Below are 20,104 nucleotides of genomic sequence, written 5' to 3'. Positions count from 1 at the left end.
CGCAAATATGGCCCTGACCTTTTCCACAGGCAAGACAACACGTGACTCGGAAGTTCGCTTCTGGGCGCTGTTTGCCGTGGTCATGGCCCTGTTTACCCAGGTGCTGTTTCCGCCGCAGGTCATGGCCATGCCGTCGAGCCACGGCGTACAGATGGTGCTGTGTTCGTCCGGTATGGACAGCCAACCGATCGTCGACAAGCTGGTCGTCAAATCTTCACCGAAAAAGCCAGGTCTCGCCGGCCTGAAATGCGCTCAATGCGTGCTGGCCTCGCTCACCGCCATCGCAGGCCCCGTGCCGGTCTTCCAGCCGGCCGTCTATGTGGAAAGCCACGCCGACTTCACGCCTGCCGCTGGACGCTCGCCGATCAAGGCCCGCGCCCCGCCACGCCCGCATTCCTGCGGTCCCCCGTCCCGGATCTAAGCCTGTCGCCACGCAAGCGGTTTATCTGCTTTGCGTTCCCATGCTTTACCGGAACGGACATTTTCAAGTGAAAACAAAACATTGCACGGCGCTTTTCATGGCGCTGACGAGCTGCGGCTCGATTCTCCCCTTAATCGCCCCCAAGATCGCCCATGCCGATACCGAAGCCGGCGACCTCCCGAAAGAGGTCATCGTCGTCGGCCAGAAAAACACCCCGATCACCGTCGTGCCGCGCGGTCTGTCTGTCTCGCTCGGCCATGAACAGTTCGATGCCATCAACGCCATCAATGTCGAAGACCTGATGAAGTACGCGCCGAACTTCTTCGTGCGCAAACGCTTTGTGGGTGACGACAATGCCGTGGTCGCCCTGCGCGGCGCCAATACGGTCCAGAGCGCCCGCACCCTGGTGCTGGTTGATGGCTATGTCGTCTCCAACTTCCTCGGCAACCGCTACGATTATCCGCCGAAATGGAACGTGGTCGGGCCGGCCGAGATCCGCCAGTTCGATATCGTCTACGGCCCCTATTCGGCGCGCTATGGCGGCAATTCCATGGGCGGCGTGGTCTCGATCACCACGGAGACACCGAAAAAGATCGACATGTATGCCGATGTGCAGGCCTTCACCATGCCCTTCAAGGCATACGGTTTCGACCAGACCTTCAGCGGCTATTCGGTCGAAGGCGGTCTCGATTACAAGTCGAAGACCTCTGGCTGGTCGGCGCGGACCTCGTTCCGCCATTTCGAGAATACCGGCCAGTCCATGACCTATAATCTGCTGACCAAATCAACCGCCGCCGGCACCTATACGCCGGTCACCGGCGCCTATGTCGATGACCGGCTGGCCACCCCCGTCTTCGGTGCTGCCTCGCCAACCGATGTCACCCAGGATCAGGCGCGACTGCGCATCGGCTATGCCTGGGATAATGGCTGGAAGCTCGACGCCCTGACCATGTTGTGGCAGACGAAGCAAGCGCTCGACAATCCGGTCTCTTGGCTGGTCGATGCCGATGGCAATACGGTCCTGCCCACCGCGGCCGGCACCAAGGTCAGTTTCAATGGCGTCAACTATGTCGCCAAGGGCACCACCTATTCGAACATGGATCGCCTTGAGACCCTGATGGGCCTGCGCTTTTCCGGCAACTGGAGCGGCTGGGACGTATCGGCCAATCTGTCGCACTACGATATCGGCAAATGGGACAGCCGCACCTCGCTGGACATGGTCAGCGCCGCCGGCCAACAGACGCTCTATAATCATCCCGGCTGGTGGACATTCGACGGCACGATCACACAGGGTTTCGAACGTCACGCTCTGGCGTTTGGCGTCACCTCCAACCTCTACCAGACCGACTCCAGCACCTTTAACACCAGCAACTGGCGCACGGCCGCCGATCCGGTCTTTGCCTCGCGCACCTTGGGCAAGACCGCGATCACCGGCATCTTCGCAGAGGACGAGATCGATCTCGGTCGCGCCGTCCTGACCCTCGGCGGCCGCTATGACGACTGGCGTGCCTTCGATGGCGGCATCAGCAATGGCGGCACGGTGCAGTACTATCCGAAGCGCCACGACAGCGCGGTTTCCCCCAAGGCCAGCCTGCAGGGCGATGTCGGTCCCTACAACCTGCAACTCAGCTTGGGGACCGCCACGCGCTTCCCCACGGTCGGCGAACTCTTTCAGGGCAAGATCAATGCGGGTGAGACCGAAATCGATCCCTCAAGCTTCGATCCGAATCTGAAGCCGGAAACCTCTCACGATATTAACCTCGTCGCGCGCCGCCGCATCGGCCGCGTCACCCTGACCGGCAGCCTGTTCGACCAGTCGATCGATGACGCGATCTTCAGCTATCAGGGCACGCTGGAGGACGGCACGGTGGTTTCGCGCTACCAGAATATCGACCGGATGAACCAGTCCGGTATCGAGCTGATCTTCGAATCGCACGACCTGTGGCTGGACGGCCTGGATGTGGAGGCCGGCGCCTCGTGGATGGATGCCCGCACCGAGAAGAACAGCACGGCCCCCAGTTCGGAAGGCGTGCAGTTCCCGCGCATTCCGAAATGGCGCAGCAACGGCAATCTGCGCTACGCCCTGACGCCGAAACTGAAGCTATCTGTCGGCTGGCGCTATGGCTCGCGGCCCAATTCCGACCTGTTCGGTCTGGTGCGCGGCGATGCCTACGGCTACCAGACCGAATATTTTTTCGTCGACACCCGCCTGAGCTACGACCTGACCAAGGCCACTCAGGTCAGTTTCGGCATCGATAACGCCAATAACGATCAGGCCTATGTGTCGCACCCCATGCCGCAGCGCAGCTTCATGCTCGAAGTGAAGTACCGGAACTAGGTCATGGAAAAAGCAAAACAAAAAATCATCGACTATCGCATGTTCTGGCGCTGGCACTTCTATGCCGGGCTGGTCTGCCTGCCTTTCATCATCATCCTGTCGATTACCGGACCGATCTATCTGTTCAAGCCGCAGATCGAGACCGCCATCGATGCGAAATACGATCATCTGCCCTTTACCGGCGCACCGCAATCGGCGGTAGCGATGGTGAAAGCCGCTGTCGCCGCCGTGCCGGGATCGCGCTTCAAGGCTATCGAGGTCCGGCCGGATCTTCACAATGCCGCACGCGTTATTGTACTGAAAGACGATGACAAAATCCGCGTTTACGTTCATCCGCAGAGCCTGAAGATACTTAAGCAAGTACCTGAAAGTGCGCGCTTTATGGAGATCGTGAAGGATATCCATGGCGAACTGTTCGCCGGGCGCTTCGGTCAGGTACTTGTCGAACTGGCGGCCTGCTGGGCCATCGTCATGATCCTGACAGGACTTTATCTGTGGTGGCCCAGAGGTGCCAAGGGGATCGCCGGCCTGCTCTATCCACGTCTGAATATGGGCAAGCGCATCTTCTGGCGCGATATCCACGCCGTCACCGGCCTCTATATCTCGGCCCTGGCGCTGTTCCTGCTGCTGACCGGCCTGCCGTGGACCTATGTCTGGGGCAATGCCTTCAAATCGGCTCGTTCTCTGGCCAGTCCCGCGCCTGTCAGTCAGGCCTGGAGCCAGGGGCGTGCTGATGAGAAGAAGGCTTTGAAAGCCGAAGGAACGGCATCCACCGATCTCAGCCGGTTGGATGCTCTGCTCGACACCGCCCGCGCGCTGAACCTGCCCGCCCCGGTGACACTCAGTGTCCCAACTGAGGGCGCCAGCCTGTGGAAGCTGGCCTCTGACACCGGCAACCGCCCGCAACGCGTCACAATGATGATCGACCCGACCATGCTGGAGGTCATTAGCCGCGAGACCTTCGCCGACAAGAAGCCGCTCGATCAGGTGGTCGGTTATGGCATCGCTGCCCATGAAGGCCAGCTCTTCGGACCGTTCAATCAGGCGCTCGGCGTCCTCACTGCGTTCGGTCTGATGACGCTCTGCATCAGCGCCGTGATCATGTGGTGGCAACGCCGGCCATCCGACAAGCTTGGCGCACCCCAGATGCTGCCGGATGAACGCCTGGCGCCGGGACTGGCCCTGATCATCGTCGTGCTGGGCATTTGCCTGCCGGTACTCGGCATCAGCCTGATTGTTATCGGTCTGGTGGAATGGCTCATTCTGCGCCGTATCCCGGCTATCCGTGACTGGCTGGGTCTCAAAAGCTAGTGATGCCGGCTGGTATGAGCGTGTGCGGCCTTCGTGTCCTTGTGCGCGAAGGCTCGCTGGTTCTCCGCCTTGCTTTTGAATTTTGACTGGCCAGATTCGCTGAGCGCGATAGCCACGGCCTGCTTGCGGCTTTTCACCTTACCGCCGCTACCGCTTTTCAGGTCGCCTTCCTTGTATTCGTGCATGATGCGCTCAACGACATCGTCCTTGCTTTCGCCGGGTTTGGGCATGTGTCTGTCTCCATGTTCGCCCCGCAAAAAATAGTGCGGCAGCGCCGATAAAATCTCCATGGGGAATGATAACGTCCTGCAATCGAGGGGTGAGTCGCACATGTCTGAAAAACGCGCCATTGGGCCGGATATCCTGCGCGGACTGGCCATATTGCTGGTCGCCGCCACCCATATGCCCGGCGCGATGCCATCCACCTTCTGGACCGGGTGGCAGCAGTTTGGCTGGCTGGGCGTCGATATCTTCTTCGTCCTCAGCGGTTACCTGATCGGTACGGAGCTGTTAAAGCCAGTACACCGCGGGGAAGCCCCTGACTTGCGCATCTTCTACCTCAAGCGCGCTTTCCGTATCCTGCCGGCCTTCTGGTTTGTGCTGGCGCTGTACGCCTTTCCCATCATGCGCGAAGGCCCGACCGTGGCGCCGGCGTGGCGTTTCCTCACCTTCACGGTCAATTTCGGACTCGATATCCGTACCGCACGCACCTTCAGCCATGCCTGGTCCCTGTGCGTGGAGGAACACTTCTATCTTCTGCTCCCCCTGCTTATTCTGCTGTTTCGCCGGTTTAACCGATCATGGCTGCCCTTCGTCTTCGCCCTGACCGTTATCGCGGGAGGCATGTGTCTGAGGCACAGCCTGTGGCTTGACTGGAAGATGAACAGCGGTACGCCGGCCGACTTCCTGAAACATATCTACTATCCCAGCTATTGCCGGATCGATGGACTTCTGATGGGCGTGTGCCTGGCGGCCATAAGGCTGTATCATGGCAACCTGTGGCGCCGCTACGCCCGTCCGGCCATCCTTCTGCCACTGGCCGCCTTGTGCATCGGCATTACCGGCGCCATGAACATCCAGGACAATCAGATACTGAGCGAAATGGGCAGCGTTATTTTCTATCCATTGTTCTCGCTGGGTGTCGCCCTGCTGCTCTCCACCCTGCTCGATGTCGAATCGCACATCCGGTTCATGCACTGGAGCGGTCTCGGTTTTATCGCCGCCATTTCCTACAGCTTCTACCTGTCGCAGAAGATCGTCTATCATATCGATAAACTTGTCCTGCCCGGCGAATGGACCACCGGCTGGGCGGCGGTGGTCGTCTTCTACATAACGGCCATCGCCTTTGCGGCCGCCATGCACTTTGCGATCGAACAGCCCTTCATGAAGCTGCGCAATCGCGTTTTGGCCCATATGAAAAAGCCGTCCCGGTTATCCGAGACGGCTTTAAACTCAATAGCTTCCGAGTAAATTCTCAGAGATTGATCATCCGGCCATCGGCATCGAGCGATGCTTCGAGGATGGCTTCCGACATGGTCGGGTGCGGGAAGACCGTGCCTTGCAGATCCTCTTCCGTCGCTTCCATGGTGATCGCGAGGCAGAAGCCCTGCACCATTTCCGTAACGTTGGCGCCGATCAGGTGGGCGCCCAGAAGCGCGCCGGTCTTCTTGTCGAAGATCACCTTCACGAAACCGCCTGGCTCACCCGCGGCGATCGCCTTGCCATTGGCCTTGAACGGGAAGCGGCCGATTTTGACGTCCAGGCCCTTTTCCTTGGCGCCCTGTTCGGTGATACCGACCGAGGCGACTTCCGGGGTGGCATAGGTACAGCCGGGGATCGGCGGATTGAGGTTACTGAGCTTCTTGCCTGCCATGTAATCGGCGGCATGGACAGCTTCGTGGCTTGCCTTGTGGGCCAGCCAGGGCGGTCCGGCGCAGTCGCCGATGGCGTAGAGCCCCTTGACGTTGGTCTTGCCGTGGCTGTCGTTCTTGATGTGACCGCGGTCCATCTCGACGCCCAGCTTTTCCAGGCCGAGATTTTCCGTATTGGCCACGATACCAACAGCGACGATGCAGCCCTCGGCTTCGAGCACTTCGGCCTTGCCGCCGACCTCGACCGAGACCTTCACGCCGGAAGCGGACTTTTCGACCTTGGTCACCTTCGCGCCGATGCGGAACTTGAAGCCGCGCTTTTCAAAAGCCTTCTGGGCTTCGGCGGAGACTTCCTTGTCCTCGACCGGCAGGATGCGATCCAGGGCTTCAACCACGGTAACTTCCGCACCCAAAGACCTGTAAAAGCTGGCGAATTCGATACCGATGGCGCCCGAGCCGATGACGACCAGCGACTTCGGCATGCGGTTGGGCGACAGGGCGTTGCGATAGGTCCAGATGCGGTCGCCGTCCGAAACCGCGCCGATGGCGGGGATTTCACGGGCACGCGCACCGACGGCCAGCATCACGTTCTTGGCTTCGACAACCTGTTCACCGCCCTTGTTGAGCTTGACCTTCACCTTGGGTGCGTCCTTGCCCGGTTCCAGCGTGGCGAAGCCCTCGATCACGTCGATCTTGTTCTTCTTCATCAGGTAGCCGACACCGCCATTGAGTTGCTTGGCGACGGCACGCGAGCGCTGGACAACCTTCTCGAAGTCGAAGCCGGGCTTCTCGCCGGTCAGGCCGTAATCACCGAGGTGATTGATCTTGTCGAACACTTCCGCCGACTTCAGCAGCGCCTTGGTGGGGATACAGCCCCAGTTCAGGCAGATGCCGCCCAGCAGTTCACGCTCGACGATGGCAACCTTCAGGCCGTTCTGCGAGGCACGAATCGCGCCTTCATAACCGCCTGGACCGGAACCGATAACAACCAGATCATATGTCATTGTTTTCAGTTCCTTACGCCAGCATCTTGATAGGATCTTCGAGCAGGTTCTTCAGCGCCGTGATGTACTTGGCGCCGATCGAACCGTCGACTACGCGGTGGTCGCAGGTCAGGGTCACGGTCATGACGGTCGCGACCGCCAGCTGGCCGTTCTTGACGACCGGACGCTGTTCACCGGCGCCGACCGACAGGATGCAGCCCTGCGGTTCGTTGATGATCGAGGCAAACTGCTTGATGCCGAACATACCGAGGTTGGACACCGAGAAGGTGCCGCCCTGGAACTCTTCCGGCTTCAGCTTCATGTCACGGGCGCGGGCCGCCAGATCCTTGGTCTCTTTCGCGATCTGCGACAGGGACTTGGTTTCGGCCTTGCGGATGATCGGGGTGATCAGGCCGCCATCGATGGCCACGGCCATGGCGACGTCGGCATTGTGATGCAGCGCGATGCCTTCCGGGGTGAAGGAGGCATTGGCTTCCGGCACCTGCTTGAGCGCCAGAGCGACCGCACGGATGACGATATCGTTGACCGAAACCTTCACGCCCTGCGATTCCAGTGCGGTGTTGATCTTGGTGCGCGCCGCCAGCAGGTTGTCGAGTTCGATATCGACGGTCAGCGGGAAGTGCGGGATGTCGCGGAAGCTTTCCGTCAGGCGGCGGGCGATGACCTTGCGCATATTGTTGAGCGGGACCAGATCGTAGGAACCGGCGGGAATACCCATCTGTTCCAGCGACTGCACCTTGCGCGGCTCAGCGGTCGGGGCAGATGCAGCTGGTGCCGCCTTGCCTGTACCACCAGCCAGGGCGGCTTCGATATCGCGCTTGATTACGCGGCCATGCGGACCGGAACCCGGAATGGCTTTCAGGTCGAGCTTGTTGATCTCGGCCAGGCGACGGGCCAGCGGCGACGCGGCAACACGAGCGCCAGAGGCGACAGGCGCAGCGGCCACAGGCACCGGAGCCGCAGCCTTCGGGGCTTCAGCGGCCTTGGGCGCTTCGGCAGCGGCTGGTGCCGCCTTTGGCGCCGGTGCGGCCGCATCACCCGACAGACGGGCGATCGGCGTATTGACCTTCACGCCTTCGGTGCCGGCCTCGACGAGGATGGCCTCAACCGTGCCTTCATCGACGGCTTCGACTTCCATCGTCGCCTTGTCGGTTTCGATTTCCGCAATCACGTCGCCGGCGGCGACGGTATCGCCCACCTTGACGTGCCACTTGGCCAGGATGCCCTCTTCCATCGTCGGCGAAAGGGCTGGCATCAGAATATCAGTCATCTGCGTTTCCCTTACTTGTACGAGACTTGTTTGACGGCGGCGATGATCTTTTCAACGCTGGGCACGGTCATGGCTTCGAGGTTGGCGGCGTAAGGCATCGGCACGTCTTCCTGGTGGACGCGGGCCGGCGGGGCATCGAGATCGTCGAAGGCCTCGGCCGTGACGCGGGCGGCGACTTCGGCGCCGATACCGCACGGGCCCCAGCCCTCTTCGACCGTGACCAGGCGGTTGGTCTTCTTCACCGAGGCGATGACGGTGTCGGTATCCAGCGGACGCAGGGTACGCAGGTTGACGACTTCGGCATCAATGCCTTCAGCGGCCAGTTGCTCGGCGGCCTTGAGGGCGAAACCGACCATCCGCGAGTGTGCGACGATGGTGACGTCCTTGCCTTCTTTCTGGATCTTGGCCTTGCCGATCGGCAGGACGAAATCCTCGATTTCCGGAATGTCGAACTCGTTGCCGTACATCATCTCGTGTTCGAGGAAGACGACCGGGTTCGGATCGCGGATGGCGGCTTTGAGCAGGCCCTTGGCATCGGCCGCGTCATACGGCGCAATAACCTTCAGGCCCGGCACGTTGGCGTACCACGACGAATAGTCATGGCTGTGCTGGGCGGCGACGCGCGAAGCCGCGCCGTTCGGGCCACGGAAGACGATCGACGACTTGATCTGACCGCCCGACATGTAGAGCGTCTTGGCCGATGAATTGATAATGTGATCAATGGCTTGCATGGCGAAGTTAAACGTCATGAACTCGATGATCGGCTTCAGGCCGGCCATGGCCGCGCCGGAACCGATACCGGCAAAGCCCATTTCGGTGATCGGGGTATCGATGACGCGGCGGTCGCCGAACTCTTCGAGCAGATTACGCGAGACCTTGTAGGCGCCCTGGTATTGCGCGACTTCTTCCCCCATCAGGAAGACCTTGTCGTCGCGGCGCATTTCCTCGGCGATGGCGTCGCGCAGTGCGTCACGGACAGTGATCTTGACGGTCGGCGTGCCTTCGGGCCAATCCGGCAGCGATTCCACCGGTGCGGCGGCAGGTTTGGCAGCGGCTGGCGCCGGAGCAGCGGCCGGCGCTTCGGCCTTGGCTTCCGGAGCAGCAGCGGCGGGTGCAGGCGCCGGAGCCGACACGCCACCTTCAAGGCGGGCAATCGGCGTATTGACCTTGACGCCTTCGGTACCGGCATCCACCAGCAGGGCTTCGATCTTGCCTTCATCGACGGCTTCGACTTCCATCGTCGCCTTGTCGGTTTCGATTTCGGCGATCACGTCACCGGCGGATACAGTGTCGCCAACCTTGACGAGCCACTTGGCAAGGGTGCCCTCTTCCATCGTCGGAGAGAGCGCGGGCATGAGAATATCGGTCATCTGGGATTATGCCTCGAGGTAAACGTCGGTGTACAGTTCGGACGGATCGGGTTCCGGGCTCGTCTGGGCGAAATCGACCGCTTCCAGCACGATGGCCTTCACTTCATTGTCGATCGTCTTGATCTCGTCCTCGGCCACGCCGGCCTGTTGCAGCATGGTCTTGATGTGGTCGATCGGATCGCGGGTCGCCTTGACCTCATCGACTTCGTCCTTGGTGCGGTACTTGGCCGGATCGGACATCGAGTGACCACGGTAACGGTAGGTCTTCATTTCGAGAATGTACGGGCCCTTGCCGGAACGGGCGTGTTCGGCTGCGCGCTCGGCGGCGTCCTTCACCGCGAACACATCCATACCGTCCACCGTTTCACCGGGGATGCCGAACGAAGCGCCACGTTGCGACAGGTTGACCGTGGCGGAAGCGCGGGCCAGCGAAGTGCCCATGGCATATTCGTTGTTCTCGATCACGTACACGACCGGCAGCTTCCACAGCTGGGCCATATTGAAGCTTTCGTAGACCTGGCCCTGGTTGGCCGCGCCGTCGCCGAAATAGGTGAAGGAGACATTGCCGTTCTGGCGGTAAAAATCGGCGAAGGCCAGGCCGGTGCCGAGCGACACCTGGGCGCCGACGATGCCGTGGCCACCGAAGAATCCGGCTTCGATGTCGAACATGTGCATCGAACCGCCCTTGCCCTTGGAGGAGCCACCGATGCGGCCGGTCAGTTCGGCCATGACTTCCTTGGGGTCCATGCCGGCGGCCAGCATATGGCCGTGGTCGCGATAGCCGGTGATGACCTGGTCGCCCTTTTCAGCCGCGGCATACATGCCGACAGCGACGGCTTCCTGGCCGATATAGAGGTGACAGAAACCACCGATCAGGCCCATGCCGTAGAGCTGGCCGGCACGCTCTTCAAAGCGGCGGATCAGCACCATTTCACGGTAATAGGTCAGCAGGTCGTCTTTGGAGACATTGCTCAGCTTCTTGCCACTGTCTGTCTTGGTGTCTTTCTGGGCGGCACGCGCCATGGACATCTCCCATAATCGAAAACACGGCCTGTTACTTGGCGGCCTTTAAAGAAATCGCGCACTTCGGATCGGTCACCGCAAGGCATACCGCGCAAATCGAAGGCACACTTCCTTTATGAGAAGCCTGCCTTCGCGTAAAGGGCTAAAGAGGGGTCAGGAATTAGCGCTCTGAACGATCGGACCGCGGATCACGAACGCCTTGGGCTCGGAAAGGCCCAGCAGGATGCGGGCGCGCTCTTCAAGCAGATCTTTTGACAGGTGATCGGCACGCAAGTATTTGGCGCGTGCTTCAAGATCAGCGTGTTCTGTTTTCAGTTGTGCGAGCTGCTGTTCCTTGACGACCATCTCGCGATTGCGGGCTTCCTGAGAAAAAAAGCCTTTGTCGCCCGTCAGATACTGAACGCATACATAGGTCAGGACGAGTGTTATAATAGCCGTAGGTAAATATGGCCGTAAACGGAAAAACACGACTTGCGCCCCTTCTGGACCGAACTGGTGAAGAAGTCCTGATTTTGGGCGGGTGCGGTTAACATAGTGTTACTGAACATGTCTTCGCGCGGGCAAGAATTTATCACTTCCGCATACATAAACGATCACGAAACGTGTGCGGCCGGGCGATGGATCACGTCAGTTTTATCATTGTTGTCAAAAAGTGAGCAGCTACCCGCGCGGATGGTCATGGGGTTTGGGGCCCGTGGCCCCAAGTCTTATCTCTTTCAAAGGAAAAGCCCGGTCTTTGGACCGGGCTTTTCCTTTGAATAAGGCAAGGTTTGTGGGATCAAAGACCCCACGCCCCCGTAACCTGGCAGCGTAACCTAGCAGCGGATAACGCCAACGCCGGCATAAACCGCCTCGTCATCCAGCAGCGATTCGATACGCAGCAGCTGGTTGTACTTGGCGGTACGGTCCGAACGGGCCAGCGAGCCAGTCTTGATCTGACCGCAGTTCATGGCCACGGCCAGATCGGCAATGGTCGAATCCTCGGTCTCGCCTGAACGGTGCGACATGACCGAGGTGTAGCCGGCACGGTGCGCCATATCGACAGCATCCATGGTTTCAGACAGGGTGCCGATCTGGTTGACCTTCACCAGGATCGAATTGGCCATACCCTCGACAATGCCGGTTTCCAGACGGTCCGGATTGGTGACGAACAGATCGTCGCCAACCAGCTGGATACGGTCGCCCAGACGCTCGGTCAGTTCTTTCCAGCCTTCGTAATCGTCTTCCGACATGCCGTCCTCGATCGAGCAGATCGGGAATTTGTTAGCCAGGTTTTCAAGGTAATCGACCATCTCGACCGGCGTCAGGACCTTGCCCTCGCCTTCCAGATGATACTTGCCGTCCTTGAAGAACTCGGTCGAGGCGACGTCGAGCGCCAGCCAGAAGTCCGAACCGGCCTTGTAGCCGGCCTGCTCGCCGGCCTTCATGATGAAGGTCAGCGCGTCCTCGGCCGAAGCGAGGTTCGGGGCGAAACCGCCCTCGTCGCCGACATTGGTGTTGTGACCGGCGGCCTTCAGGCCCTTCTTCAGGGAGTGGAAGATTTCGGCGCCCATGCGCAGGGCTTCCGAGAACGATTCGGCGCCGGCTGGCACGATCATGAATTCCTGGATATCGATGGGGTTGTCAGCGTGAGCGCCGCCATTGATGATGTTCATCAGCGGCACCGGCAGGACGCGGGCGGCCAGGCCACCGACATACTTGTAAAGCGGCAGGCCGGACGATTGCGCGGCGGCGCGCGCCACGGCCAGCGACACGCCGAGGATGGCATTGGCGCCGAGGCGCGACTTGTTCGGCGTGCCGTCGAGGTTGATCAGAGCCTGGTCGAGGCGGCGCTGGTCGAGGGCTTCAAAGCCGTTGATGGCCTCGAAAATTTCACCATTGACCGCATCCACGGCCTTGCGGACGCCCTTGCCGCCGTAACGCTTGGTATCGCCATCGCGCATTTCCACCGCTTCGTGGGCACCGGTCGAGGCGCCGGAGGGAACGGCGGCGCGGCCGAACGAGCCGTCATCGAGGGTGACGTCGACTTCGACCGTGGGGTTGCCACGGGAGTCGAGGATTTCGCGGGCGACGACGTCGATAATTTCGGGCATGGGGAGTCCTGCTATATGAAACGGCTGAAAGCAGGGCTGCATTAGCAAGGTGCGCCTGTAATGACAAGCGCCGTATCCGGCTTACGGCGCGACCGTATAGCCCTCCGACGGCGAGACCCACAGGACGACCTGGTCCTGGTCGGGTTTGGGCACACCGTCTATGGTTGCCTTGGCCACCATGTCAGGGCCAGATTTCATATAGGATGTGCAGATTTCATGACCAACGACCCCAGCCATGCCCTGGGATATCTGGGCCAGCACCGGTGCGGCCTGCTCAGGCGCCACTGCCGTATCGCTGACGGTCAGCCGTGAAGCGGTAATGTCGCTCTCCTGAATGGTGCCGCACACCGCGCCATTGCGTATCGCCACGCGCGTGTTCATTTCCAGGATCGCCACAGGCGCTTTCGAGATCAGGATGAGACTCTTGCTGGTAAAGCTGCCATCCGCATTCTGGTGATAGGTGGCCATAGAGGCGCAGACTTTTCGAATCTGGTCAGGATCATAGCATTGCGCCATGCCACTGCCTGCCGGCGCCAGGGGGCCGATATAAGCCGCGGATTGGAAAGCTGCCGCCGCCAGCAATGCCAGGAACATGGATACGCCTCATTTTGATATGATCAGAATCGCAGTCTGGCTGCGTTCCTGCAATAAGACGTCGGGCGGTGTTCATTTTATGACCGCCTGGAGAATATATCGCCGCAGGGATTGGAACATAAACGAAAAACGCGGCTCCGTTTCCGGAACCGCGTTCAAATTTCAAGGGTCGCCCTTTATACAAGAGCGTACCACTAAGCCCTCAGGCTTAGTCCTTCTTCGGCGTAATGACCTGACGGCCCTTGTACATGCCGGTCTTCAGGTCGACGTGGTGCGGGCGGCGCAGTTCACCGGTGTCCTTGTCTTCGGTGTAGGCATTGGCGCCCAGCGCATCATGCGAACGACGCATATTGCGGCGCGAGGGCGAAACTTTACGCTTGGGGACGGCCATTTCCGTATCTCTCTTAAGGTAAGGCCTGGACCGCGCAAGCAATCAGGCACAAAATGAGGTGGCGACACACCCGCAGGTGAGTCAGAAGGCGCGCCTTATGCTACAAGTTCACTGAAGGATCAAGCGCTAATCTTGGCCTTGGCCAGATTTTCGGCACGTTTTCATCCCGAAAGACCGTTGGCCTGACTGGCTTCGGCCAACGGATCGAAGTCCGGCTTGCGGCGGCGCATTCGACTTTCAATCTGCAATCGAATGACTTCCAGCGCCGCGCCGTCAAGGGATTGGGGCGAAACCAGGCGCTGGCCATCTTCCAGTACGACGATCCAGCCATGGATGATGGCGCGTCCCGGCCGCTCGTCGCCATAGCTTTCCTGGGTGAGCGTACGGATATCCTCGGCGACGATATAGCGGGTCTTGCGCCACGATGTCAGGCTTAGCAGGCGGATATGAATGCCCTCGTCGCTCAGGCGCCATTCTCGATGGCGGCCGATACAGCCCCAGAGCACCAGCGCCAGAGCCAGAGGCAGGGCGATCAGGTTGATGAGTATAAAGCCGAAGGGCGGCAGCTTGTGCGCCGCGATCAGGGGCCAGTCGGCATAGTCGCTGGTGATTGCGGCTGCCGCCAGCACAAGGCCGATGACGATATACAGGCCGCGGGGCAACAGCCCCAGCTCATCTTTCAGGATCATCAGCGCCTCCCCCTCACCGCTATATATAACATCAAGGGAGAGGCCTGTCAGGATTTACGCTTCGATCACGCCTCTATCTGGGCCGAGGCCTCGATCTCGACCAGCCATTCCGGATTGATCAGGGCGCTGGTGCCGATAAAGCTGGAAGCCGGGCGAATCTCGCCGAACAGCTCGCCATGGGCCCGCGCCGCGTCCTTCCACAGCGACATGTCGGTCAGGAAGATGCGGGTGCGGATGATATCCGAAGCCTTCCCACCGGCCTGCTCCACCGCCTTGATGATGATTTCCAGCGCTGCTTTGGTCTGCTCATAGGCATCGGTGCCGGCCACCTTGCCATCGCGGATCGGCGCCGTGCCGGAAACTTCGATGCGGTTGCCCGAACGGACGGCACGGGAAAAGCCGATCTCGCCTTCGAAGGGCGAACCGGAGGAAATAAGCTGGCGGGTCATGGAAAACACTCAGTCTGATATTGAAAAGTATGCGCTTCCAAACAGGCTATGGGGAATTTCGTCAAGTCACTTTATTGCACGGGGCCACAGAGGTACGTGACAAGGACACCGGCCGTACAAAAATAATCACTAATATCATACCGACATGCGTGAAATATCATATCCAAAATTTCACATTCGTATTACCCATACGAGACGGCTGGCCTATCGACCGGACTTTGGGGGTATCCATGAAAAAATCTGCTATTTCTCTGCTGGCTGCATCTCTTATCGCTTCGGCCACATCCGTGAGCGCCCAGCCCCTGCTTCGCGCCGAATCGCCGCACCTGGTGGTCTACAGCAGCTATAATGACGCCATCACTACAAGCTATGTGTCGCAACTCGAAAAGCTGAGATACACGCTCGATGCCTTCTACGGCGATCATGACACTGCCAATGCCGAACAGAAGCTGACCATCTATCTGATCGACGTTCTGAACTATCCCGCACTCCTCGAACGCATACGGGCCACGCAATATGTCGGTGCTTTCAACCTGACTGAATGCGCCTCCGGTCTCAGCGTCCGCTCGACCCTCAACCGTGACATCGTCAAGGTCAACGGCCCGATAGAGCATCCCACCAATGTGCCGCACTACCTTATGCCCCTCAACAGCGGCTATGCCCGCCTGTATCTGGCCAACAGCAGTGACCGGGTATTTCCCCGCTGGCTCGATTCTGGCTTCGGCACCTATTACAGCACCCTTTTGACGGATGGCCAGCAGGTCTCCATAGGCACCATCCCGCGTGACAATGTCTACGGCATGGGCGCCTTGAAGCAATTTGGCGACTACCTGACAAACGGCAGCTGGCCCGACTTTGACGATATCATCAAGGACGGCAAGGACATCTTCAACCAGCAGCAAAAGAGCCGTGGCGTTGGCCTCGTCGATGTCAATTCCTCGGATGGCACCACCCAGATCGTCAACAACCGTATCTATTATGCCAAATCGTGGGCCTTGACATATTACGTCCTGTCGAAACCCGACAGTATGCAGCAACTGTTCAACTATCTCGACCTGACGGATGGCGGGACACAGGCGCCGGATGCCTTTAGCCAAACCTATGGCGTCAAGGTCACGACCATGGGACGAACCTATTCGAGCGACAAACCGCAAAGTGACAATCTGGTTTTCAAGGATATGGCCGAGCCGCCAATCACGCTGTCGCCCATGCCGCAATCGGCCGAAAAACTGATGTATCTGGCCGCTGCCATGGATGCCTGCCCCGCACCATCGGAACAGGCACCTGTCGTAAAAGCCATTCTGCGGGAAGCCGCCAAATATCCCAATGACAGCTATGCCCAGAACCTGGCGGCCTCCGCGCTAATCGCCTCCGGTCAGGCCGAACAGGCAATACCGGCACTGAGAACAATCATCGCCGCCAGTCCCGATGATGCGCAAGCCTATCTGCGTCTGGGACAGGCCCTTTTCGACATGGCCGAGCATGGAAAGACCGAAGACGGAATAACGGCAAGCGCACAACTGGATGCAGCGCGTGCGGCTTTGATGCGATCCTACAAGCTAAGTCCCGCCAATGCGGAAGCGCTGTATTCTCTGTCGCGTGCCCTGGCTTATGGCGCAGCAAATGCCCCGGAACCCGCCATTCAGGCAGGGATTGAAGCGGCGCGTCTGCAACCGACCGTTCCCCAATATGCCGGCAATGCCGCCATCCTGCTTCTGGCTGCCGGGCGTCGGGACGAGGCACGCACACTTCTGATACCCGTCGCCAACGGCCCCGCCACTTTCAACAATGATAGCGCCAAGACGCTGTCCTTCCCGGAATGGGCACGCGCAATCATCAAGGCTCTGGATAGCGGAGAAGCACCAGAAAAACTCTCAGCCTTGCTGAAAGACATTCCGAGCGGGGATTAAAGCCTTTCCGTTTCCTCAAACAAAAATCCCGATCTGTTCTCAGATCGGGATTTTTCATTCTAAACCAGTCGGCTGCGCACCTTGGCGGCGGCGATGAAGCTCTGGAACAGCGGGTGCGGCGCAAACGGGCGCGACTTGAGTTCCGGGTGATACTGCACGCCGACGAACCACGGATGCTCCGGGCGCTCGACGATTTCCGGCAGCAGGCCATCGGGCGACATGCCGCTGAATTGCAGTCCGCAAGCTTCCAGGCGCTCGATATAGTCGCGGTTGACTTCATAGCGGTGACGGTGGCGCTCGGAGACGTCCGTGCCACCATAGATTTCCGAGACCAGCGAGCCTTCCTTCAGCTTGGCGTCGAAGGCGCCCAGGCGCATCGTGCCGCCCAGATTGCCGCCAGCCGCGCGCTGGGTCAGTTCGTTACCGTTCAGCCATTCGGTCATCAGGCCGACCACCGGCTCATTTGTGTGGCCGAACTCGGTTGAGGAGGCCTCCTTGATGCCGGCCAGGTGGCGCGCCGTTTCCAGCACCGCCATCTGCATGCCGAAGCAGATGCCGAAATAGGGCACACTGTTCTCGCGGGCAAAACGCGCCGCCTCGATCTTGCCGAGCGCGCCGCGCTCGCCGAAGCCGCCAGGCACCAGAATGGCATGGACGTTTTCCAGCCGCTCAATCACCGCGTCCGGCGCGCCCTCGAAGGTTTCCGATTCGACCCAGTCGATCTTGACGCGGACATTATTGGCCATGCCTCCGTGATAGAGGGCCTCGATCAGCGACTTGTAGGCATCCTTCAGCACGGTGTACTTGCCGACAACGGCGATGGAGACCTCGCCATCCGGATATGAATAGCGCTGGGTGATGTCCTTCCACATGGACAGATCCGGCGCCGGCGCGTCCTCAATGCCGAAAACGTTGAGCACTTCTACGTCCAGGCCCTGGCGATGGTAGTCGATCGGCACGGCGTAGATGTTTTCAGAGTCCATAGCCTGGATGACGGCGGTCTCGCGCACATTACAGAACAGGCCGATCTTGCGGCGTTCCTCGGCCGGGATCTCCTGCTCGCAGCGGCACAGCAGGATATCGGGCTGAATGCCGATCGAGCGCAGTTCCTTGACCGAATGCTGTGTCGGCTTGGTCTTCATCTCGCCGGCCGTCTTGACGAAAGGCAGCAGGGTCAGGTGGATGAAGCAGCACTGGCGGCGCGGCAGTTCCTGGCCGAGCTGACGGATGGCTTCGAAGAACGGCAGGCCTTCGATATCGCCCACCGTGCCGCCGATTTCCACCAGGATGAAGTCGGCATCGCCCTGATCGGAAACCACGAACTGCTTGATCTGGTCAGTGACGTGCGGCACGACCTGGACCGTGGCGCCGAGATAGTCGCCGCGGCGTTCCTTTTCGATGATGTTGGAATAGATGCGGCCGGTCGTGATGTTGTCGCTCTTGCGGGCGTTTACGCCGGTGAAGCGCTCATAGTGGCCGAGGTCGAGGTCGGTTTCGGCGCCATCGTCGGTAACGAAGACCTCGCCATGCTGATACGGGCTCATCGTGCCCGGATCGACGTTCAGATAGGGGTCCAGCTTGCGCAGGCGCACCTTGAAGCCGCGCGCCTGGAGCAAGGCCCCCAGGGCCGCCGATGCCAAACCCTTGCCAAGCGAGGAAACCACCCCGCCAGTGATAAATACGAAACGGGCCATATCAGTTCAGTACCATAAAAATCAGGTTGACCCACGGAGAGCGATCCCCGTGGGCCGGAAACAGGTGTTTTTAAATCGCGGGCCTGTAAACGCCCGAAAGACTTATTTCGAAGCCGAAGACGTCGCGGCGCTGGAGGGTGTCGCGGAGGCGGACGCAGGCTTTGCCGCAGAAGCGGACGAGGTCTGCCAGATGCTTTCCTTGGCCTTTTCGACCTGCTTTTCGGAAACCGAGGACGAGGCCGAGCTGCTGGCTGGCAGCTTGAGCGGCGCCGGCAGGGCGGCGGGCTTGCTGTTCAGGGCCGGCGCCACGGGAGCCGTCGAAGACGAGGCCGGGGCGGCGCCTGCCAGCGGCAGATCGCTCAGAGACGGCGCGGCCGAAGTGGATGAGGAGGTTGCCGCCGATGCCGCCGATTGGCCGGAGGTATCGACCGTCAGGCCGCTGGTATCGACCTTGTCGACTACCGAGGTGGCGCGTTGCGAGAAATTGCCGACGATGGTCAGGCCGATCGAATTGGCGAAGAAGATGAAGGCCAGGACCGCAGTTGCCTTGGTCAGGAGGTTGCCGGCGCCACGGGCCGACATGAAACCGGAAGGGCCACCGCCCATGCCCAGCGCGCCACCTTCGGAACGCTGGATGAGAATCAGGCCCGCCATGCTGACGCTGACGAGGATTTGGATGGTCAGAAGAATGGCAAACAGCATGTCGGTCTTGGGTTCTCAATCATGTATAAGCGCCCGCTCGCAGGACACCCGCAGCAGGAAGTTGCACGCCCTTAGCATCCCTTTGCGGGAAACGCCATAGGGCAAGCGGTAATTGCCCAACAGAAATATGGCGGACGCGGATAATTACAAGGGGTGCCCTATACGGGCGCCGTATCCGCCGCCGCGATGATGGGCAGGAAGTCCTCAGCGGTAAGCGAAGCCCCGCCGACCAGAGCCCCGCTGACCCCTTCCAGTGCCAGCACCTGGCCTGCGTTCGAGGCCTTGACCGATCCACCGTAAAGCAGGTGCGGCGCGACATGCGGACCGAAACGCTGATCAAGATAGCGGCGGATCAGGGCGAAGGCTTCCAGTATCTGCGCGTCCGAGGCGATCAGCCCGGTGCCTATGGCCCAGACCGGTTCATAGGAGACCTGAAAATCATGCCCCGCCAGCTCATCGGGCAGGCTGTCGGCCAGCTGCCGCAACAGGACCGGAATGGTCAGTCCGCCCTGGCGCTGATCCAGCGTCTCGCCGATGCAGATGATCGGCTCCAGCCCGGCATGCAGAGCCGCCTTCGCCTTGCGCGCCACCAGGGCGCAGGGCTCCAGATGGCCGTGGCGGCGTTCGGAATGGCCGAGAATGACCATGGATGCTCCGGCGTCCTTCAGCATGGCGGCCGAAATATCGCCGGTATAGGCGCCGGAATCGGCGTGGTGGCAATCCTGCCCGCCCAGGATGATGTCCGTTCCCTTCAGAGCATCGGCCATGAGCGGCAACAGGGTCGCCGGCGGAAAAAGGGCCACGCGCGCCGTGTGGCTTCGGCTTTGCGCGGCGATCGCTTCGGCAACGGAGAGCGAGGCCTTGACCCCGTTCATTTTCCAGTTGCCGGCGATAAGATGTCGGTGTGGCATTATATCTCTTGTGTTGGTTTGTTTTTGCGGCTTGCCCTGCCCGGTCGGTCTCCGGCGCCGCTT

At 60.2% G+C, this 20,104-nt stretch carries 19 protein-coding genes; 5 read left to right on the top strand and 14 right to left on the bottom strand.

Annotated features, from left to right (window positions below; all coding sequences use genetic code 11):
- The first annotated feature begins 7 nt into the window (after positions 1-7).
- From QM647_RS17160 to QM647_RS17150, 3 genes are all read left to right on the top strand, one after another.
- A complete protein-coding gene (locus tag QM647_RS17160; RefSeq protein WP_414996775.1) occupies positions 8-421 on the top strand; it encodes a hypothetical protein in 414 nt (137 codons plus the stop codon).
- A 97-nt stretch (positions 422-518) separates the two neighbouring features.
- A complete protein-coding gene (locus QM647_RS17155; RefSeq protein WP_414996774.1) occupies positions 519-2,759 on the top strand; it encodes a TonB-dependent receptor in 2,241 nt (746 codons plus the stop codon).
- 3 nt (positions 2,760-2,762) lie between these two features.
- Positions 2,763-4,070: a PepSY-associated TM helix domain-containing protein gene (locus tag QM647_RS17150; RefSeq protein ID WP_414996773.1), complete on the top strand. Its 1,308-nt coding sequence runs from the start codon at positions 2,763-2,765 to the stop codon at positions 4,068-4,070.
- On the opposite strand, the gene QM647_RS17145 is transcribed toward QM647_RS17150, so the two are convergent.
- On the bottom strand, positions 4,067-4,300 hold the full coding sequence (locus QM647_RS17145; RefSeq protein WP_414996772.1) for a DUF6496 domain-containing protein: 234 nt from the start codon (positions 4,298-4,300) through the stop codon (positions 4,067-4,069). The two genes, QM647_RS17150 and QM647_RS17145, sit on opposite strands and share 4 nt — an antisense overlap.
- A 100-nt stretch (positions 4,301-4,400) precedes the next feature.
- Between QM647_RS17145 and QM647_RS17140 the strand changes: the two genes are divergently transcribed.
- The gene (locus QM647_RS17140) at positions 4,401-5,540 is read left to right on the top strand and encodes an acyltransferase family protein (protein ID WP_414996771.1); all 1,140 of its coding nucleotides are present in this window, start codon (positions 4,401-4,403) and stop codon (positions 5,538-5,540) included.
- A gap of 4 nt (positions 5,541-5,544) precedes the next feature.
- Here the strand turns inward: QM647_RS17140 and lpdA are convergent, their stop codons facing one another.
- The 10 genes from lpdA to QM647_RS17090 form a co-directional block, all read right to left on the bottom strand.
- Positions 5,545-6,945, bottom strand: a complete 1,401-nt coding sequence (gene lpdA, locus QM647_RS17135) for a dihydrolipoyl dehydrogenase (RefSeq protein ID WP_414996770.1) — start codon at positions 6,943-6,945, stop codon at positions 5,545-5,547.
- Between the two features lie 13 nt (positions 6,946-6,958).
- The gene (locus QM647_RS17130) at positions 6,959-8,215 is read right to left on the bottom strand and encodes a pyruvate dehydrogenase complex dihydrolipoamide acetyltransferase (protein ID WP_414996769.1); all 1,257 of its coding nucleotides are present in this window, start codon (positions 8,213-8,215) and stop codon (positions 6,959-6,961) included.
- Positions 8,216-8,226: 11 nt separating this feature from the next.
- Positions 8,227-9,585: a pyruvate dehydrogenase complex E1 component subunit beta gene (locus QM647_RS17125; protein WP_414996768.1), complete on the bottom strand. Its 1,359-nt coding sequence runs from the start codon at positions 9,583-9,585 to the stop codon at positions 8,227-8,229.
- 6 nt (positions 9,586-9,591) lie between these two features.
- Positions 9,592-10,608, bottom strand: a complete 1,017-nt coding sequence (gene pdhA / locus QM647_RS17120; protein ID WP_414996767.1) for a pyruvate dehydrogenase (acetyl-transferring) E1 component subunit alpha — start codon at positions 10,606-10,608, stop codon at positions 9,592-9,594.
- A gap of 153 nt (positions 10,609-10,761) precedes the next feature.
- Positions 10,762-11,076: an FtsB family cell division protein gene (locus QM647_RS17115; RefSeq protein ID WP_414996766.1), complete on the bottom strand. Its 315-nt coding sequence runs from the start codon at positions 11,074-11,076 to the stop codon at positions 10,762-10,764.
- A gap of 347 nt (positions 11,077-11,423) precedes the next feature.
- Positions 11,424-12,701 carry a phosphopyruvate hydratase gene (eno, locus tag QM647_RS17110; RefSeq protein WP_414996765.1) on the bottom strand — a complete coding sequence of 426 codons (1,278 nt, stop codon included), beginning with the start codon at positions 12,699-12,701 and terminating at the stop codon, positions 11,424-11,426.
- An 81-nt stretch (positions 12,702-12,782) separates the two neighbouring features.
- Positions 12,783-13,295 carry a hypothetical protein gene (locus QM647_RS17105; protein WP_414996764.1) on the bottom strand — a complete coding sequence of 171 codons (513 nt, stop codon included), beginning with the start codon at positions 13,293-13,295 and terminating at the stop codon, positions 12,783-12,785.
- A 208-nt stretch (positions 13,296-13,503) separates the two neighbouring features.
- Positions 13,504-13,686: a 50S ribosomal protein L32 gene (gene rpmF / locus QM647_RS17100; RefSeq protein WP_090643214.1), complete on the bottom strand. Its 183-nt coding sequence runs from the start codon at positions 13,684-13,686 to the stop codon at positions 13,504-13,506.
- 161 nt (positions 13,687-13,847) lie between these two features.
- Complete coding sequence (locus tag QM647_RS17095; RefSeq protein WP_414996763.1) at positions 13,848-14,375, bottom strand: hypothetical protein; 528 nt, start codon at positions 14,373-14,375, stop codon at positions 13,848-13,850.
- A gap of 65 nt (positions 14,376-14,440) precedes the next feature.
- Positions 14,441-14,824 carry a RidA family protein gene (locus tag QM647_RS17090; RefSeq protein ID WP_414996762.1) on the bottom strand — a complete coding sequence of 128 codons (384 nt, stop codon included), beginning with the start codon at positions 14,822-14,824 and terminating at the stop codon, positions 14,441-14,443.
- 230 nt (positions 14,825-15,054) lie between these two features.
- Between QM647_RS17090 and QM647_RS17085 the strand changes: the two genes are divergently transcribed.
- Positions 15,055-16,734 (top strand): tetratricopeptide repeat protein, encoded by a 1,680-nt coding sequence (locus QM647_RS17085; RefSeq protein ID WP_414996761.1) that lies wholly within the window; start codon positions 15,055-15,057, stop codon positions 16,732-16,734.
- Between the two features lie 59 nt (positions 16,735-16,793).
- On the opposite strand, the gene QM647_RS17080 is transcribed toward QM647_RS17085, so the two are convergent.
- The 3 genes from QM647_RS17080 to tpiA form a co-directional block, all read right to left on the bottom strand.
- On the bottom strand, positions 16,794-18,428 hold the full coding sequence (locus tag QM647_RS17080) for a CTP synthase (protein WP_414996760.1): 1,635 nt from the start codon (positions 18,426-18,428) through the stop codon (positions 16,794-16,796).
- A 102-nt stretch (positions 18,429-18,530) separates the two neighbouring features.
- The gene (gene secG / locus QM647_RS17075) at positions 18,531-19,130 is read right to left on the bottom strand and encodes a preprotein translocase subunit SecG (protein ID WP_414996759.1); all 600 of its coding nucleotides are present in this window, start codon (positions 19,128-19,130) and stop codon (positions 18,531-18,533) included.
- Positions 19,131-19,288: 158 nt separating this feature from the next.
- The gene (gene tpiA / locus QM647_RS17070) at positions 19,289-20,041 is read right to left on the bottom strand and encodes a triose-phosphate isomerase (protein WP_414996758.1); all 753 of its coding nucleotides are present in this window, start codon (positions 20,039-20,041) and stop codon (positions 19,289-19,291) included.
- Positions 20,042-20,104 lie beyond the last annotated feature (63 nt).

Origin of the sequence: Asticcacaulis sp. (genome assembly GCF_047605585.1) — a bacterium.
Taxonomy (GTDB): Bacteria; Pseudomonadota; Alphaproteobacteria; order Caulobacterales; family Caulobacteraceae; genus Asticcacaulis.
This window is presented reverse-complemented; position numbering and strand designations above follow the sequence as displayed.

Bases quoted from the DNA above. Each gene is read 5' to 3' on its own strand.
- QM647_RS17160 (WP_414996775.1), top strand. From the start codon at position 8: ATGGCCCTGACCTTTTCCACAGGCAAGACAACACGTGACTCGGAAGTT.
- QM647_RS17155 (WP_414996774.1), top strand. From the start codon at position 519: ATGGCGCTGACGAGCTGCGGCTCGATTCTCCCCTTAATCGCCCCCAAG.
- QM647_RS17150 (WP_414996773.1), top strand. From the start codon at position 2,763: ATGGAAAAAGCAAAACAAAAAATCATCGACTATCGCATGTTCTGGCGC.
- QM647_RS17145 (WP_414996772.1), bottom strand. From the start codon at position 4,300: ATGCCCAAACCCGGCGAAAGCAAGGACGATGTCGTTGAGCGCATCATG.
- QM647_RS17140 (WP_414996771.1), top strand. From the start codon at position 4,401: ATGTCTGAAAAACGCGCCATTGGGCCGGATATCCTGCGCGGACTGGCC.
- lpdA (WP_414996770.1), bottom strand. From the start codon at position 6,945: ATGACATATGATCTGGTTGTTATCGGTTCCGGTCCAGGCGGTTATGAA.
- QM647_RS17130 (WP_414996769.1), bottom strand. From the start codon at position 8,215: ATGACTGATATTCTGATGCCAGCCCTTTCGCCGACGATGGAAGAGGGC.
- QM647_RS17125 (WP_414996768.1), bottom strand. From the start codon at position 9,585: ATGACCGATATTCTCATGCCCGCGCTCTCTCCGACGATGGAAGAGGGC.
- pdhA (WP_414996767.1), bottom strand. From the start codon at position 10,608: ATGGCGCGTGCCGCCCAGAAAGACACCAAGACAGACAGTGGCAAGAAG.
- eno (WP_414996765.1), bottom strand. From the start codon at position 12,701: ATGCCCGAAATTATCGACGTCGTCGCCCGCGAAATCCTCGACTCCCGT.
- QM647_RS17105 (WP_414996764.1), bottom strand. From the start codon at position 13,295: ATGTTCCTGGCATTGCTGGCGGCGGCAGCTTTCCAATCCGCGGCTTAT.
- rpmF (WP_090643214.1), bottom strand. From the start codon at position 13,686: ATGGCCGTCCCCAAGCGTAAAGTTTCGCCCTCGCGCCGCAATATGCGT.
- QM647_RS17095 (WP_414996763.1), bottom strand. From the start codon at position 14,375: ATGATCCTGAAAGATGAGCTGGGGCTGTTGCCCCGCGGCCTGTATATC.
- QM647_RS17090 (WP_414996762.1), bottom strand. From the start codon at position 14,824: ATGACCCGCCAGCTTATTTCCTCCGGTTCGCCCTTCGAAGGCGAGATC.
- QM647_RS17085 (WP_414996761.1), top strand. From the start codon at position 15,055: ATGAAAAAATCTGCTATTTCTCTGCTGGCTGCATCTCTTATCGCTTCG.
- QM647_RS17080 (WP_414996760.1), bottom strand. From the start codon at position 18,428: ATGGCCCGTTTCGTATTTATCACTGGCGGGGTGGTTTCCTCGCTTGGC.
- secG (WP_414996759.1), bottom strand. From the start codon at position 19,130: ATGCTGTTTGCCATTCTTCTGACCATCCAAATCCTCGTCAGCGTCAGC.
- tpiA (WP_414996758.1), bottom strand. From the start codon at position 20,041: ATGCCACACCGACATCTTATCGCCGGCAACTGGAAAATGAACGGGGTC.